At 66.7% G+C, this 14,324-nt stretch carries 15 protein-coding genes; 1 reads left to right on the top strand and 14 read right to left on the bottom strand.

Features of this window, described 5'->3' with window-relative positions; all coding sequences use genetic code 11:
• Positions 1-357 precede the first annotated feature (357 nt).
• Both ACQR07_RS15640 and rnz read right to left on the bottom strand, forming a co-directional pair.
• Positions 358-1,131: an SDR family NAD(P)-dependent oxidoreductase gene (locus ACQR07_RS15640; protein WP_434903168.1), complete on the bottom strand. Its 774-nt coding sequence runs from the start codon at positions 1,129-1,131 to the stop codon at positions 358-360.
• A gap of 131 nt (positions 1,132-1,262) precedes the next feature.
• Positions 1,263-2,168: a ribonuclease Z gene (gene rnz / locus ACQR07_RS15635; protein ID WP_434903167.1), complete on the bottom strand. Its 906-nt coding sequence runs from the start codon at positions 2,166-2,168 to the stop codon at positions 1,263-1,265.
• 193 nt (positions 2,169-2,361) lie between these two features.
• On the opposite strand from rnz, the gene dinB reads away from it, so the two are divergent.
• Entirely contained in the window at positions 2,362-3,468 is a 1,107-nt protein-coding gene (gene dinB / locus ACQR07_RS15630) for a DNA polymerase IV (RefSeq protein ID WP_434903383.1), read from the top strand.
• 40 nt (positions 3,469-3,508) lie between these two features.
• Here dinB and ACQR07_RS15625 read toward each other — a convergent pair whose 3' ends face one another.
• The 12 genes from ACQR07_RS15625 to ACQR07_RS15570 are packed head-to-tail and all read right to left on the bottom strand — an operon-like array spanning position 3,509 to position 14,324.
• Positions 3,509-4,135 carry an FMN-dependent NADH-azoreductase gene (locus ACQR07_RS15625; RefSeq protein WP_434903166.1) on the bottom strand — a complete coding sequence of 209 codons (627 nt, stop codon included), beginning with the start codon at positions 4,133-4,135 and terminating at the stop codon, positions 3,509-3,511.
• Between the two features lie 3 nt (positions 4,136-4,138).
• Positions 4,139-5,713 carry an isochorismatase family protein gene (locus ACQR07_RS15620; protein WP_434903165.1) on the bottom strand — a complete coding sequence of 525 codons (1,575 nt, stop codon included), beginning with the start codon at positions 5,711-5,713 and terminating at the stop codon, positions 4,139-4,141.
• Between the two features lie 18 nt (positions 5,714-5,731).
• The gene (locus ACQR07_RS15615) at positions 5,732-6,580 is read right to left on the bottom strand and encodes an MBL fold metallo-hydrolase (protein WP_434903164.1); all 849 of its coding nucleotides are present in this window, start codon (positions 6,578-6,580) and stop codon (positions 5,732-5,734) included.
• 39 nt (positions 6,581-6,619) lie between these two features.
• Positions 6,620-7,507 carry an amidohydrolase family protein gene (locus ACQR07_RS15610; RefSeq protein ID WP_434903163.1) on the bottom strand — a complete coding sequence of 296 codons (888 nt, stop codon included), beginning with the start codon at positions 7,505-7,507 and terminating at the stop codon, positions 6,620-6,622.
• Positions 7,504-8,622 (bottom strand): VWA domain-containing protein, encoded by a 1,119-nt coding sequence (locus tag ACQR07_RS15605; RefSeq protein WP_434903162.1) that lies wholly within the window; start codon positions 8,620-8,622, stop codon positions 7,504-7,506. Before ACQR07_RS15605 ends, ACQR07_RS15610 begins: the two co-directional genes overlap by 4 nt.
• Positions 8,619-9,500, bottom strand: a complete 882-nt coding sequence (locus ACQR07_RS15600; RefSeq protein ID WP_434903161.1) for an AAA family ATPase — start codon at positions 9,498-9,500, stop codon at positions 8,619-8,621. The genes ACQR07_RS15605 and ACQR07_RS15600 overlap by 4 nt, the downstream gene beginning before the upstream one ends.
• A gap of 6 nt (positions 9,501-9,506) precedes the next feature.
• Entirely contained in the window at positions 9,507-10,529 is a 1,023-nt protein-coding gene (locus tag ACQR07_RS15595) for a xanthine dehydrogenase family protein molybdopterin-binding subunit (RefSeq protein ID WP_434903160.1), read from the bottom strand.
• Position 10,530: 1 nt separating this feature from the next.
• Positions 10,531-12,105 carry a xanthine dehydrogenase family protein molybdopterin-binding subunit gene (locus tag ACQR07_RS15590; protein WP_434903159.1) on the bottom strand — a complete coding sequence of 525 codons (1,575 nt, stop codon included), beginning with the start codon at positions 12,103-12,105 and terminating at the stop codon, positions 10,531-10,533.
• A gap of 12 nt (positions 12,106-12,117) precedes the next feature.
• The gene (locus ACQR07_RS15585; RefSeq protein ID WP_434903158.1) at positions 12,118-12,597 is read right to left on the bottom strand and encodes a (2Fe-2S)-binding protein; all 480 of its coding nucleotides are present in this window, start codon (positions 12,595-12,597) and stop codon (positions 12,118-12,120) included.
• A 3-nt stretch (positions 12,598-12,600) separates the two neighbouring features.
• Positions 12,601-13,422, bottom strand: coding sequence for an FAD binding domain-containing protein (locus ACQR07_RS15580; RefSeq protein WP_434903157.1), 822 nt, complete (start codon positions 13,420-13,422; stop codon positions 12,601-12,603).
• Between the two features lie 16 nt (positions 13,423-13,438).
• On the bottom strand, positions 13,439-13,882 hold the full coding sequence (locus ACQR07_RS15575; protein ID WP_434903156.1) for an SRPBCC family protein: 444 nt from the start codon (positions 13,880-13,882) through the stop codon (positions 13,439-13,441).
• A 4-nt stretch (positions 13,883-13,886) separates the two neighbouring features.
• Positions 13,887-14,324 (bottom strand): SRPBCC family protein, encoded by a 438-nt coding sequence (locus ACQR07_RS15570; protein WP_006609919.1) that lies wholly within the window; start codon positions 14,322-14,324, stop codon positions 13,887-13,889.

Raw genomic sequence — 14,324 nt, 5'->3', positions numbered from 1 at the left:
CATCGGCGCCACGGAGAAGCGCCCAACTCCGGGGAGGCCATATTTCACAGTTGTTTCAGACACTTCGACAAACCATTGAGAGCTCTTTGTGCAGCAGGGGGCGACGTTCACGCCGCCCTGTCAGGCCGCCGAGACAGCTCATCCACACCACGACCACGTGGCTTCAGTCGGCTTTTACCCGCACTTGGGGCTCAGGAAAAGCCGAGGTGAAGGCCGTTGCCCCGGCGACTGCCGGGGCGCCCGGCTTCTACAGATGATCGCAGGCGGAAGACTCGCGCCTGCTCATCGAAAGATCATCCAGGCTTGAGAAGAGCTCAGGACAGGGTCGGGTCGCCAGCCATTGGAAACGTCGGTACGTCACACGTCGGCAAGGGTCACGCCGGTGAGCTCAGCCAGCTTCGCAATGAGCTGATCCTGGAAGGCTGGATCTGACGCCTGTCCGGCCGGCGCTTCCCGCCGCAGATGATGCCAATACTGGCCGCTGACCAGCGCAGCGGGATCCTCGCTGACCGCCAGCCATGACTGGGTCCGCTGGCCGGTCTCCAGATCAACGGGCGCGCCAGCGCCGCCCATGCGCGTGCGAACCCATCCTGGATCGACCGCGTTGCTCAGAACCTTCGGCCAGCGGCGCGCGAGCGCCAGGGCCAGCGCGACGACATGCAGCTTGCTTTCGGCGTAGGCGCGGGCCGGATCCCACGGCCGGCGCGTCCAGTCGAGATCGTCCAGCGGACCCTCTCCTCCGCGATGCAGTCCACTGCTGATGAAGACCAGCCGATCCGGCCGATGCAGCCGCGCCGTCAGCAGATAGGGCGCAAGCGTATTGATGGCGACAGTGCGGGCGCGCCCCTCGGGGGTGGAGCCGCGACTTGGCTCGGTGTAAACGCCGGCATTGTGGATGATCGCATCCATTCGCCCGACGGCGTTGACCTGATCGGCGATCGCATCGATGTCGGCGGTGACGCTGAGATCACCGATCGCGACAGCAGCCGCGCGTGAGCGGAGATCGCCGATGGCCTCGGCGCGCTGCGTCGACCGGGCGTGCAGCACCACCTGATGACCGGCATCGAGAAGCGACACGGCGGCTGCCCGGCCAAGCCCGTCGGTGCTGCCAGTGATGAATACGAGGGCCATACGAGCTCCTTTGCGCGCCAAGGCGACAGCACGGGTCCATACTTGCAGCAAGGCATGGACTTTGACAGTCAAGACGATGGGCGGTGCCCTGGTTCCCTTGCCTACGCAACTCGTCAGCAGGCGTCGAGCAGCTATACGGTCAGCCGATCGAAATCCGAGGCGATACGGCTGGCCGGAAAAACCGCCCTTGCCTCAGCCAGGATCTCCTCGTCGGAATAGCGGCCGGAAATATGGTTCAGCACGAGCCGGCCGACATTGCTGGATGCCGCAAGCGCGGCGGCCTCGGCCGCCGTGAGGTGGCCATAGTCGCGCGCGGTGGCGGAATCGCGGTGCAGAAAGGTCGCCTCGATCACGAGCACATCCGCATCGCGAGCATGGTCGTGCAGGCCCTCGGTGGTTTCCGTGTCGCCGATGATCACGAGCTTCTTCCCACCGCTCGCAGGCCCGAGGACATCCTCGGGATCGATGGTCCGCCCATCATCGAGCGTGACCGGCTGTCCTTCCGCCAAAGTCTTTCGGATTGGACCGTCGGGCACGCCGAGAGTTGCGAGGCGCTCCGGCAGCAGGCGGCGGCGCGCCTGGGTCGTGAATGCGAAGCCGATGCTGTCGGTGTCGCGATGCCGGACCGGGAAGCAGTTGATGGTGAAGGCCCCGGCGTCCGCGACCTGCCCAGGCGTGAGCGGAACGAGCTGAAGCGGAATTGGCGCGCGGCCCTCGCCCCACAATCCCGCGAGCATGCGGATCACCACGTCGAGCGTGCCCGAGCTGCCATGAACGCTCATGACCTCGGAGCTGCTGCGCAGCCGCAGGGTGGAAAACAATCCGGGAATGCCGAGGATGTGGTCGAGATGGCCGTGGGTGAGCAGGATACGGTGGAGCCTGCGAAAGCCCGCTCCGCTGCGCAAGAGCTGGCGCTGGATTCCCTCGCCGCAATCGATGAGGATTCGCTGTCCATCTGCCTGCACCAGAAGGCCGGGATGATTGCGGTCCTCCGACGGAACGCTCGCCGAGGTTCCCAAGAACGTGAGCTCGAACATCGGCGTCAGATCCGTCCGGATCCGGTCGCCGGACCGTCAGCGGCACCCTCCACTACGCCTGGATTTCGCTTCTCAATCACGTCGGGCACTCCTGATCTGCTGGAAGTCTCTCACGGCCTGTAACGTCGCGAGAGCAACGACCAATGCCTGATTGCACCGGACGTTCTTCGCCGTCGAGTTCGTCCAACTGATCATGCCAAGCTCCGGTCCAGACCCGGATGCCGCGCCGCCGGCGATCCGCAAGATCATCCATATCGACATGGATGCATTCTACGCGTCGGTCGAGCAGCGCGACAATCCCGAGCTGCGCGGCCGGCCGGTGGCGGTCGGCGGCTCGCGCGAACGCGGCGTGGTGGCAGCCGCCAGCTATGAGGCACGCAAGTTCGGCGTGCGCTCGGCAATGCCGTCGGTGACGGCCAAGCGCCTGTGCCCTGACCTGATCTTCGTGAAGCCGCGCTTCGACGTCTACAAGGCGATCAGCCAGCAGATCCGCGCCATCTTTGCCGAGCATACTGACATCATCGAACCGTTGTCGCTCGACGAGGCCTATCTCGACGTCACCGACAATCTGCAGGGCATTCCGCTGGCGCGCGACATCGCGCTGCAGATCCGGGCCAGGATCAAGGCAGAGACCGAGCTCAATGCCTCGGCCGGCATCTCCTACAACAAATTTCTGGCGAAGCTCGCCTCCGATCATCGCAAGCCCAATGGCCAGTATGTGATCTCGCCGGAGATGGGAGCGGCCTTCGTCGAGGGGCTGCCGGTCGGCAAGTTTCACGGCATCGGCCCAGCCACGGCCGCGAAGTTCAACGCGCTCGGCATTCACACCGGCCTCGACATCCGCAATCAGACCCTGCCGTTCCTGCAGCAGCATTTCGGCAAGGCCGGCAGCTATTACTATTGGATCTCGCGCGGGATCGATCATCGCCCTGTTCGGGCCAACCGCATCCGGAAATCGATCGGCGCTGAAAGCACCTTCGCGACCGACCTGACCGAGTTCGCACCGCTGGCGGCCGAGTTGCAGCCGCTGATCGACAAGGTGTGGCGGCACTGCGAGGCGACCGGCAACAGGGGCCGGACGGTGACGCTGAAGGTGAAATTCGCCGATTTCGACATCATCAGCCGCAGCCGGTCGGTTGCGACGGCGGTCGCAAGCCGGGACGATCTGGAGCGCCTTTCCCTCGCCCTGCTTCAGGCCGAGATGCCGCTGCCCAAGCCGGTACGGCTGCTCGGCGTGTCCCTGTCATCCTTGCAGGAGACCGAGGCCGGAGTCGAAACGCAGCTGGCGATGCCGATCTGAGACGCGTCCCGATCGGCAGCGCGACCTCCTTCGACCGATCTCAAAACCGCACAGCCATCTCGGCAAGTCGTCGATGCGCGCGCTCACGCGCCGCGGCCGTGTGCTCGCTCGGCCCGCTGGTCGGCCCGATCGCAACGAAGCGCACGTCCTGCAGGCCCATGAATCGTAGCGTCTCACGCAGGTAAGGCGTGGCGAGATCGGTGCGGCCGCGGCTCATGCCGGTGGTGAAGTCGCCGCCGCTGGCCAGGATCACCAGCGTCGGCCGGTCCTTCAGCAGCGGGAGATAACCGCTGTTCGGATCGAAGCGGAAGGTGAGGCCCGGCTGATTGATGATGTCGAGCCAATGCTTGAGCTTGTAGGGGATGCCGAAATTCCACATCGGCGTCGAGATCACGACGCGCTCGGCAAGATCGAGCCGCACCGCCATGCGCTCGGCGGCGGCGAACGCCGCGCGCTGGCCGTCCGTGAAGGCGCGTCCGCCCATGCGGGCATATTTGGCCTGCAGGATCTCGCCGTCGAACTCCGGCAGGCTCTCGCGCCACAGTCTCATCTCGTCGACGTCCCAGCCCGGCTGCGCCTGCCTGAAGCGGTCGAGGAAGACGCGAGCCCCGGCGGCGGACTCGGAGTCCGTGCGGGGCGAGGCAGCAAGATGAAACAGTTTGGGCATCCCCTACCCCAGCGCCTTGATGACCGCATCGGCGTTGGTCACCACGGACACGTTCTGCAGGGCGAAGTTGATCGCCGCATTGTGCCAGTCCGCGTTCATCGTCGAGCAGCAATCCTCCGGCACCACCATGAAGTAGCCCTTGTCGGCCCCGGTCCGCGCGGTGTGCTCCACCGACATGTTGGTCCAGGCGCCGGTGTTGATGATGACATCGCGGCCGGTCGCCTTGAGAATGGTTTCCAGCCGCGTCCCCTCCCAGGCGCTCATGCGCATCTTCTCGACGACGAAGTCCCCGCTCTGCGGCTCGAGGCCCGCCACCGGCGCCGCGCCCCAGCTGCCGCGCACCATCGCCTTGCTGTCGACCAGCCCCTCGAACAGCGGCGCATTCAGGGTGACGCCGGGCGCGCCCGGCTCGACCACGAACCAGACATGAATGATGACGACGCCACGCGCGCGCGCCGCCTCCGCCACCCGCCGCACGTTGTCGACCACGCGCTGCTGCTTGGCATGCCCGGGCGCGCCGGACTCGGCAAAGGCGCCGCCGTCCATGATGACGTCGTTCTGCAGGTCCTGAATGATCATGGCGCAACGCCGCGGATCGAGCTGCATGTCGCCCGACGCGAGTTGCGGCGCCTGCGTCGAGGAGGATGATGGCGCCGCACCCGCCGGCCGCGCCCGCATATAGGGCTCGTGGCGCGGGCCGACCTTGGTGGTCACTGCATAGACCGAATGCGTTGCGGTCAGATACAGCGTGCGGAAATCAGCGCCGCCCCAGGCCAGATTGGCGACCAGCTCCGGCACGCGAACCTTGCCGAGCAGCTCACCTGTCGGCGCGTAGACCCAGACGCCGCCCGGCGCGGTGACCCAGACATTGCCGCGCTGATCGCACTTCATGCCGTCGGGCACGCCGGGCTCCAGCTCGGAGCGAATGCCGCTGGCGAAGACGCGGCCGTTCGACAGCCCACCGTCGCTGCCGACGTCGAACACGCGGATCAGCGCCTGCACGGTGTCATTGACGTAGAGCAGCTTCTCGTCCGGCGAGAAGCACAGCCCGTTCGGCTGATCGAACAGATAACGGTCGACCAGCAGCCGCGGAGCGCCGCCGCCCGGCGGCACGCGATAGACGCCCTGGAAACCGAGCTGGCGCGGCCGCTCCACGCCATAGACCGGCATGCGGCCGTACCAGGGATCGGAAAAGTAGGTAGCGCCGCTGGAGTGGACGCAGACATCGTTCGGGCTGTTGAGCTCCTGGGTCTCGAAATGCGACGCCAGGATCTCGCGCCGCCCGTCAGGCCGCTCGCGCACCAGCGACGACGTCGCATGCTCGCAGACGATCAGGTTCAGCTCGGCATCATAGGTCATGCCGTTGCACTTGTTCGAGGGACGCCGCATCTCGACGACGCCGCGCTTCGCATCCCAGCGTCGGCGGATGTCGGCGGGCATGTCCGAGAACAGCAGGAACTGCTCGGCCGGATGCCAGATCGGCCCCTCCGTAAACTCGAAGCCGGTCGCGACCTGCCCCACCGGCGCGTACGGGTCGATCAGGCTCTCGAATTCACTGCGCAAGGTCACATGGGTCATTGCCGCGCTCCGTGGTGATCACGCTGGAAACCAGTGCCGCTGCGGCAGCGACTGAACGACCGGGCCCGGCACCTGGTCGTGCAGCCGCCCCGTCACCACCCCGCCCTCGATCTTGGCCGGGCGATCATGAACCGGCAGCAGATAGCGCGAGCTCGACAGCAGCTTCTTGATCGCCGCCTTCTCGGCGCGCTTGCTGGTGCCGTGGTTGCCGGTGGTGCGCGGCTCGGCGTCCTGGAGCTCGTTGAAGGGGGTTACGATCTGATCGTTGAAGTCGTAGATCACGTCGCCGCAGATGGTGGCGATGCCGTCGGCCGTATGAACATGGATGTTCATCGAGCCCTCGGTGTGGGCGTTGGCGGCGTCGCAATAGACACCCGGCATCAGCTCGACCGGCCCGGTCAGCTCGAGGTCGAGAAAGCGCAACGCACTCTTGGTGTGCAGCCGGTCGATCAGGTGCTTGATGTCGGGCGCAGGATATTGCGGATGCATCAAGCCCGAGACGGAATACTCCAGCTCGCGCCGATTGAGCACCACCGTCGTGTTCATCGGAAACAAATCGTCCTTGCCGGCGTGGTCGATGTGCAGATGGGTGTGGCAGACGTAGCGGACGTCGCCCATCCGCACGCCGTGGCGCGCCAGCTGGTTCTCGATCATGTTTTCATGATACTGCAGGCCGCGCATGCCCAGCGTCTCCATGATCTGGTTGGAGCGGTAGCCGGTATCGACCACGACCGGATACGGCCCGCCCAGGATCAGGAAGCCGAGCGTGAGAACGCGGCGCGTGCGGCCGCAGTCGCGGCCGAGCACGAGGAAGCTCGATTCCAGTTCGATGTCACCATAGTCGAGGATCTTGATTTCCAGCGCCATGAGCGTTCCCTGTTGCTTTTGTTGTCGTTGCGCGCAGCGTCATGCAAGCCGATAGACCCGCCGCGCGGTCTCTCCCATCACCTGCGCACGGGCTGACACGTCGAGGTCGCGGATTGCGGCCTCGTAGCCGGCGACGAGCGTGCGGTAGTCAGTCCACAGTTTTTCGATCGGAAAGTTCGAGCCGAACAGGCAGCGTTCGGCGCCGAACAGACCGATCGTCTCGCGCACGATGCCGGCGACATGCGCCGGATCGTTGCGGCGGATGAAGGTGCCGAGCCCTGATAGCTTGCTGACGACGTTGCGGCAGGCGGCGAGCCGCTGCATGCCCGCGCGCCATTCGTCGCGACCAGCTGCTGACAAATCCTCCAGCATGCCCGCGTGCTGCAGGATGAAGGTCACGGACGGGCAGCTCTCGGCCATATCAGCGGCGCCGGCCATCTGGCCCGCGAATACCTGCAGGTCGAACGACCAGCCGTAATCCGCGAGCCGCGCGATGTTGGCGCGGATGCTGGGATCGCTGCGGAGATCTGGCGAAGCGGCGAAGCGATACAGCGGGTTCTCGTGCCAATGCAGCTGCATCCGAACGCCGCGCACGAGGGAATACCGCGCAAGCCGGTCGAATTGCGGCCGCGCATCATCGACTGTCATATCAGCGTAAGCGACGATCGCGTGTGGAAAGCCGTGCTGCTCGGCGGTTCGCTGCACCCATGCCGCCTCGTCCTCGAAGCCGTCCTTGGCCCAGTTGGTCTGGACGTAAACCGACTGCGTCACGCCGCTGCCGGCGATGTCGCCGAGATATTCCTCGATCGGATAGTCGCGCCGGATCGGCTCGTACGGACCGAAGATCCGCGGCTGCATCGGTCCGACCAGCCAGGGCAGATCGGCCTGGTACCAGATGTGATGGTGCGCATCGACATGGCCGGTCATGCCGCCCTCCTCTGCGCCAGCGACAGGACGTGGCTGACGATGGCTTCGTCGGAGCCGCCGGCCACGATGTCGTCGACGAAAGGTTCGATCGCCTGCAACGCCTCGGTCTGCGGCCTGAAGCCCGGACCTGTCGCCAACGGCGTCAGCCAGCTTAGGCGCCAGGCGCGCAGCGACAGCTTCCACACGGCCTCACGGAGCGTCTGGTGATCGCCGCGCTCCAGCCCGTCCGAAATGATGAGCACGGCGGCGCCGCGCGCGTAGGTCGAGAAGCGCGGCACGGCGAGGAACGCCTGCAGCGCCTCGCCGATGCGCGTGCCGCCGTCCCAGTCGCTGACGAGATGCGAGGCCGCGAGCAGCGCCTGCTCGCGCCGCTTCAGCCGCAGCGGACGTGTCACGCGCGTCAGCCGCGTCCCCAGGGTGAAGACCTCAGCTTGCGGCACCGCCTGCATCAGCACATGCGCCAACCGCATGTTGTCCTCGGTACGCGCCTTCATCGAGCCGGAGACGTCGATCAGCAATAGCAGACGACGCAGCCGTGGCCGCCGCTTCAGGCGACGCAGCGACAGTACCTCGCCGTCGCGCCGCACGCTCTCGCGCAACGTCCGTCGCAGATCGACGAAACTGCCGCGGCGCGCGCGCATGCGCCGGTGACCGCGCCGCTTCGGCAGCCTGGCTCGCGCCTGGCGCGCAAGACGGAGCAACGCATTGCCTCCGCTGCTCGCGGCGAGACGCCGCGCGACCAGCGCCTCGGCCCGTGTGGCCGCAAGGCCGGATTCATTCTGCTCCTGAGCGAGGTCCGGATCGACAGCGCCGTCACCCTCCTCCTGCAGCCGCACGACATCGTCCTGCTGATCGCTCGCGCCGAGAACGGAGGCCTCGGAGAGGCCGAAGTGGATGTCGAACAGCAGATTGTAGGTCGCAAGGCGCTCGGGCGGCGGCGCCAGGGTCGCCGCCCCGGCGCGGCGGATGTCATCGAGACTGGTCGGCCCCAACAGTTCGATCGCGGCCAGGAATGCGGTGGTCTGCTCCGGCGCAATCGCAAACGCGTTCCGCCGCAGCAGGGCGGCGAAGGTGAGGAAGATCTCGGTCGCACGTGGCAGACGCGGCTCGGTCATGTCATCGCCTCCGCCAAAAGCGCGTCGAGCCGCGGCGCGACGAAGGACAGGTCCTCCTCATCCTTCAGCGCCACGCCGATCGAGCGCTTGAACGCTTCAGGCCAGCGCGCACCGGTTCTGTTCAACAATGTCGCCGCCTCGGCCCAGTCGACGGCCTCGGCAATTCCGGGCGCCTTGCTGAGCGGCTCGCGCCTGAGCTTGGCGACGGCAGAGACCACGGCGCGCGCGGTCGCTTCGGCAACGCTGGAGGCGCGCATCATCACGATCCGCGCCTCGCGCTCCGCATCGGGATAGTCGATCCAATGATAGACGCAGCGCCGTCGCAACGCTTCGTGCAGGTCGCGCGTCCGGTTGGAGGTCAGCACGACGATCGGCCGCTCGGCGGCGCGGACCGTGCCGCGCTCTGGAATCGAGATCTGGAAGTCGGACAGGAATTCGAGCAGGAACGCCTCGAATTCCTGGTCGGCGCGATCGATCTCGTCGATGAGCAGCACGGTCGCATCCGGCGCGCGCAGGCAGGCGAGCATGGGACGCTCGATCAGGAAACTCTCGCCATAGATGTCGATGCTTTCTTCGCCGGCCTGGCGGATGGCGAGCATCTGGCGCGGATAGTTCCACTCGTAGAGTGCGGCGGCAGCATCGATGCCCTCGTAGCACTGCAGCCGGATCAGCTTGCGGCCCAGCACCGCAGCGATCGCCTTCGCCGCCTCGGTCTTGCCGACACCCGGCGCGCCTTCCAGCAGCAGCGGCTTGCCCAAAGCCAGCGCAAGATAGGCCGCGGTCGAGAGCCCGTCATCGGCGAGGTAATAGGCCGCGCGCAGCGCCTTCTCCAGCGCCTGCGGCGAGTCGATGCCGACGATGTTGCTGCGGACCACCATGCCGCGTCACCGCCGCGTCTGCGGCCGCGCGCCGCCTTGGGACTTGATCGCGCGCAGCACTTTTTCCGGCGTGATCGGCAGCTCGTCGATGCGCACGCCGACGGCGTTGAAGATCGCGTTCGCGATCGCCGGCAGCACGGGGTTGGCGCACATCTCGCCGGGGCCCTTGCCGCCGAACGGGCCGTCCGGCGCCGGACGTTCCAACACCGCGATGTCGTGCGGGCAGATGTCACCAGGTCCGGGCATCAGATAGTCGACGAAGTCGCGCGGGCCCTGTTTTGGATCCGGATAATACGGCTCGGTGGTCTCATACAGCGCGTGGCTCATACCCATCCAGGCGCCGCCGACCAGCTGCTGCTCGACCAAGCGCGGATTGAGCGCGCGTCCGAGCTCATAGGCCGAGTCCATCCTGACCACGCCGACCTCGCCGGTCTCATCGTCGACTTCGACCTCGGCGACCAGACAGGCATGCGCGTAGCAGGTCGCCGGCGACATCTCGCCGGTTTCGGGATCGACATCCGACAGCGGCACCAGGAAGATGCCGCGCCCGGAGATCGTCTTGCCCTGCCGGAACTGCGCGGCAATGGCGACGTCCTTCACCGAGATCGAGCGGTGCGGCGCGCCCTTGACGTGGATGTTGCCGCGGCCGTCGGTCTCGAGATCGCTCGCATTGACCTCGAGCTCCTCGGCCGCCGCCTCCATCATCACGCCGCGCGCCTCCTTGGCCGCCGCCATCACGGCATTGCCGACTCGATGCGTGCCGCGCGAGGCGAACGAGCCCATGCAATGCGGGCCGGTGTCGGAATCCGCCGTGTCGACATAGACGTCCTCGACGGGCACGCCGAGCGTCTCGGCGCAGATCTGCCGCGTCACCGACTTCATGCCTTGTCCCAGATCGATCGACGACAGCGCCACCGTGAATTTTCCGCTCGGGTTCGAATGCACCAGCGCCTGGCTCGGATCGCCGCCGAGATTCATGCCGATGGGATAGTTGATCGCCGCCATGCCGCGGCCGCGGTGCCTGGTCATCTCAGCGCCTCCTGTTGCCGAACACCGACGAGAACCGCGTCGCGCCATGTGACGGAGACGGTGCGGGACTCTGCGGCGGCGGTGGCGGCGGCTCGGGCGGCGGCGCGATCGGAAGCCCGCGGTCATAGCTCGTGCGCTGCTGCGCCGGGGCAGGCCTCGCGCTCACCGGCTCGCGCGGCGTCGTGGGCACCGCCGCCCTGGTACCGCCGCCATCCTTGCGCGACGACATTCGCCGGAACTCGTCGCGGATCGGCCATTTCGCCTTCTCGGCCGCGACCTGCACGCATTCGATCAGCGCGGTGTTCTTGGCCTCGCGGCGATGGGCCTTCATGTCGCCATCGCGGTACGCATTCAGGATGCGGAACTCCATCGGATCCATGCCGATGAGATGCGCCAGCTTGTCCATCTGGCATTCGAGCGCGAAGTCCATGCCGGTGATGCCGAAGCCGCGCATCGCGGTCGCCGGCGTGCGATTGGTGAAGACGCAGTAGATGTCGCCGTGGACGTTCGGGATCGTATAGGGCCCAGGCAGATGCGCGGCACATTTGACGACGGCGTAGCTCGATAACCGCGTATAGGCGCCGGAGTCGAAATAGCCGCGGATCTGCCGCGCGACGATGCGGCCATCGCGCATGACTCCATCCTTGATGTAGATGCGCTCGGCGCCGCGCGGCGGCCCGAACTGCATCTCCTCCTCGCGCCCGAACACGTAGCGCACCGGCCGTCCCGTCAGCATTGCCGCGAGAATGGCGAGCGGCTCGGTGAGCGTGTCGACCTTGCCGCCGAAGCCACCGCCGACCGTGCCGCCGATGAAGTGGAAGGTGTTCGACGGCAGATCGAGGATCTTGGCGCAGGTGTCGAGCGAGAAGAACAGCGCCTGGGTCGAGGTGTAGACGACGTAGCGGCCATTGGTGTCGGGGGCGGCGATCGAGCCGTTGGTCTCGACCGGCGCATGCTCGATCGGCGACATCTGGTAGCGCTGCTCCAGCACATGGTCGGCGCCGGCGAATCCGCGCTCGACATCGCCGAACCGAAGCTTCTGATGGTCGTAGCGGTCGTGATAGGTGAACGTGTTCTTCGGATAGGTCTCGTTCACCGTGGGCGAACCGGGCTTCAGCGCCTCCTCGACATCGAACACGGCCGGCAGTGTCTCGTAGTCGACGCGCACCTTGGCCGCCGCCTCGGCCGCCGCGCGCGGCGTATCCGCCACGACCGCGACGATCGGCTCGCCCTTGTAGCGCACCTTGTCGACGGCGAGCGTCGGCTCGTCGTCCTTGCCGAAATTGATCAGGCTGAGCAGCGTGTTGAGATTGCGCGGCACGTCAGCGCCACGGATGATGCGGCGAACGCCCTCGCTCCGCTCGGCCTCGCTGGTATCGATGCGGCGCAGCCGGGCATGCGGCTGCGTCGACCTGACGACCTTCAGATGCAGCATGCCCTGCAGCTTGTGATCGTTGAAATAGGTCGAGGTGCCGGTGACGTGGCCCAGCATGTCCTGGCGCTGGGTGCCCTTGCCGATCTCGTTGAGATTGTCGTCGCGCTCGTCGGCGAAGATGTCCTTGCGCAATTCCAGCATGGCGATCTCCCCTTAAGCGCTCGCGCGCAGCGACGCGGCCGCCGCCAGCACCGCATTGATGATCGGCTCGTAGCCGGTGCAGCGGCAGATGTTGCCGGAGATCGCTTCCACGACCTGCTCGCGGCTCGGCTGCGGGTTGCGGTCGAGCAGCGCCTTGGCCGCCATCAGCATGCCCGGCGTGCAGTAGCCGCATTGGGCGGCAAACCCTTCGGCGAAGGCCCGTTGCAGCGGATGCAAATTCGGGCCGGTCTTGATGCCGTCGAGCGTCTCGACGGCGCGGCCCTCAACGGCTTCGGCGAGCGTCAGGCACGCGAGATGCGCATCGCCGTCGATCAGCACGGTGCATGCGCCGCAGCCGCCCTGCCCGCAGCCGAATTTCGGCGTGACGTCGCCGACCATCTCGCGCAGCACGACCAGCAGGTTGGTGCCGCCGTCGACGAACAGCGCGACGTCGCGGCCGTTGTGACGGAATTGGAGCGGGGTCTTCGCCATGGCCTAGCTCTCCTGTCCCGACAGCAGCCGACGCAGATGCACGCCGACCACTTCGCGGCGGTACCATGCGCTCGCCAGCGAATTGTCCGATGGCGCCGTCCCTTCGCCCGCAGCCGCGGCCGCGGCGCTGATCGCGCTCGCATCCAGCGGCCGGCCTTCGATGGCGCGCTCGGCGGCCTTGGCGCGGATCGCGGTCGGCGCCATCGAGCCCAGCGCGATCCGGGCGCCGGTGACGCGGCCGCTGCTTTGGGGAACATACGCCGCTATGGTGACAACCGATCCGCCCTTCGGCTTGATGCGCGCGATCTTGCGGTAGCGGAACGCATCGGCCGACGCCGGGCGGATACAGGAGACCGCAACGACCAGAGCGCCGGCCTGGCGATCGCGCGACTGCAGGAACTCCTCGATCGGAATGTCGCGCAGGCCAAATCCGCCCTGCACCGAGACCATGCCGTCCAGCGCCAGCAGCGCCACGGTGAAATCGCCGAACGGCGCCGGCGCGAACAGATTGCCGCCGACCGTGCCCATGTTGCGCACCGCCGGACCGCCGATCGACCGCGCCGCCGGATGCAGGAAGGCAAGATCGCGCTCGGCCAGCACGCGGGCGAAAGTGACACCTGCGCCGATACGGACGCGCGCGCCTGCGGCGTCGATGCTCTGCAGTGCGCGATCGGTAGCGCGGACCACCGTCGCGATCGAGACGTCGCCTTCGTTGAGATCGCGCATCACGAGCGTGCCGCCGCCGAGGTAGCGCGCGGCGCGGTCCGACGACAGCGCGGAAGCCGCCTCGCTCAGCGCCTGAAATGTCTTCACCGTCACCGGCATCACGTCACCTCGTCGTTCATGCGGCCTGCTTCAGATGCGATCGGATCGCCTCGAAGCCGGCTTGGTAGATGTCTTCCGCCACCATGCGCGTCAGTGCGTCGGCCTGTTCCGGCCGCGTCGTGAAGCGGCTTTCCCAGTGCCAGAACGTCCGGTCACCGTCGGTCACCGGCAACAGCCGGACATGGGCGACGTAGTTGAACAGCTGGACCGGTGTATCGAGCAGGCAGTAGCTGAAGCTCTGTTCGAGATCGGACAGCGCCAGCAATTGCTCGCGCAGCTCGGAGCCGTCCTTCAGCCGGAAGCGCCTGACGCAGCCGATCTTGTCGGACGTCTGCGAACGCTCGATCGCCGAGATCGCGACCGCCGGATGCCAGCGGTCATGGCCGTTGAAGTCGCGCAGCACCTCCCACACCCGGTCGGTCGGGGCGTCGATGATGGTGCTCTTGACGACGTGCGGCACGGCACTAGCCCCCGAACGCGCGCTTGAGCGCATCGAAACCGCCCTGGAACACGCCGCCGCCGATCGAGCCGACCAGATCAGCCTCGCGTTCGGGCGCGCAGTCGAACTCCGCCGTCCATTCCAGGAACGTCTTGTCGCCGTCCGTGACCGGCGTCAGGCGGAGCGTCGCCACGTAGTTCGACACGCCCATCGGCGATTCCAGGATCGAGTAGGTGCAGAACATGTCGTAGTCGGACAGGCCGAGCAGTTTCTCGCGGATGCGGTCGCCATTGCGCAGGCGGAAATCCCTGACGCAGCCGATCTTGTCGGCGGGCTCGCCGCCCTCGATCCGGCTCTCGGCGATCGCCGGATGCCAGTTCGGCAGCCCGTTGAAGTCGCGGACGCGCGCCCAGACCCGATCATTGCGGGCATTGACGACCGTGGAGACGTAAACCCTCGCCAT

The sequence above is a fragment of the Bradyrhizobium sp. HKCCYLS20291 genome, assembly GCF_051167715.1.
Classification (GTDB): domain Bacteria; phylum Pseudomonadota; class Alphaproteobacteria; order Rhizobiales; family Xanthobacteraceae; genus Bradyrhizobium.
Note: the sequence above shows the minus strand (reverse complement) of the source record. Positions and strands in the feature narration are given on the sequence as shown.

What these genes read in the sequence shown, in the direction of transcription:
- ACQR07_RS15640 (WP_434903168.1), bottom strand. Translation starts at nt 1,131, where the DNA reads ATGGCCCTCGTATTCATCACTGGCAGCACCGACGGGCTTGGCCGGGCA.
- rnz (WP_434903167.1), bottom strand. Translation starts at nt 2,168, where the DNA reads ATGTTCGAGCTCACGTTCTTGGGAACCTCGGCGAGCGTTCCGTCGGAG.
- dinB (WP_434903383.1), top strand. Translation starts at nt 2,362, where the DNA reads ATGCCAAGCTCCGGTCCAGACCCGGATGCCGCGCCGCCGGCGATCCGC.
- ACQR07_RS15625 (WP_434903166.1), bottom strand. Translation starts at nt 4,135, where the DNA reads ATGCCCAAACTGTTTCATCTTGCTGCCTCGCCCCGCACGGACTCCGAG.
- ACQR07_RS15620 (WP_434903165.1), bottom strand. Translation starts at nt 5,713, where the DNA reads ATGACCCATGTGACCTTGCGCAGTGAATTCGAGAGCCTGATCGACCCG.
- ACQR07_RS15615 (WP_434903164.1), bottom strand. Translation starts at nt 6,580, where the DNA reads ATGGCGCTGGAAATCAAGATCCTCGACTATGGTGACATCGAACTGGAA.
- ACQR07_RS15610 (WP_434903163.1), bottom strand. Translation starts at nt 7,507, where the DNA reads ATGACCGGCCATGTCGATGCGCACCATCACATCTGGTACCAGGCCGAT.
- ACQR07_RS15605 (WP_434903162.1), bottom strand. Translation starts at nt 8,622, where the DNA reads ATGACCGAGCCGCGTCTGCCACGTGCGACCGAGATCTTCCTCACCTTC.
- ACQR07_RS15600 (WP_434903161.1), bottom strand. Translation starts at nt 9,500, where the DNA reads ATGGTGGTCCGCAGCAACATCGTCGGCATCGACTCGCCGCAGGCGCTG.
- ACQR07_RS15595 (WP_434903160.1), bottom strand. Translation starts at nt 10,529, where the DNA reads ATGACCAGGCACCGCGGCCGCGGCATGGCGGCGATCAACTATCCCATC.
- ACQR07_RS15590 (WP_434903159.1), bottom strand. Translation starts at nt 12,105, where the DNA reads ATGCTGGAATTGCGCAAGGACATCTTCGCCGACGAGCGCGACGACAAT.
- ACQR07_RS15585 (WP_434903158.1), bottom strand. Translation starts at nt 12,597, where the DNA reads ATGGCGAAGACCCCGCTCCAATTCCGTCACAACGGCCGCGACGTCGCG.
- ACQR07_RS15580 (WP_434903157.1), bottom strand. Translation starts at nt 13,422, where the DNA reads ATGCCGGTGACGGTGAAGACATTTCAGGCGCTGAGCGAGGCGGCTTCC.
- ACQR07_RS15570 (WP_006609919.1), bottom strand. Translation starts at nt 14,324, where the DNA reads ATGGCGAGGGTTTACGTCTCCACGGTCGTCAATGCCCGCAATGATCGG.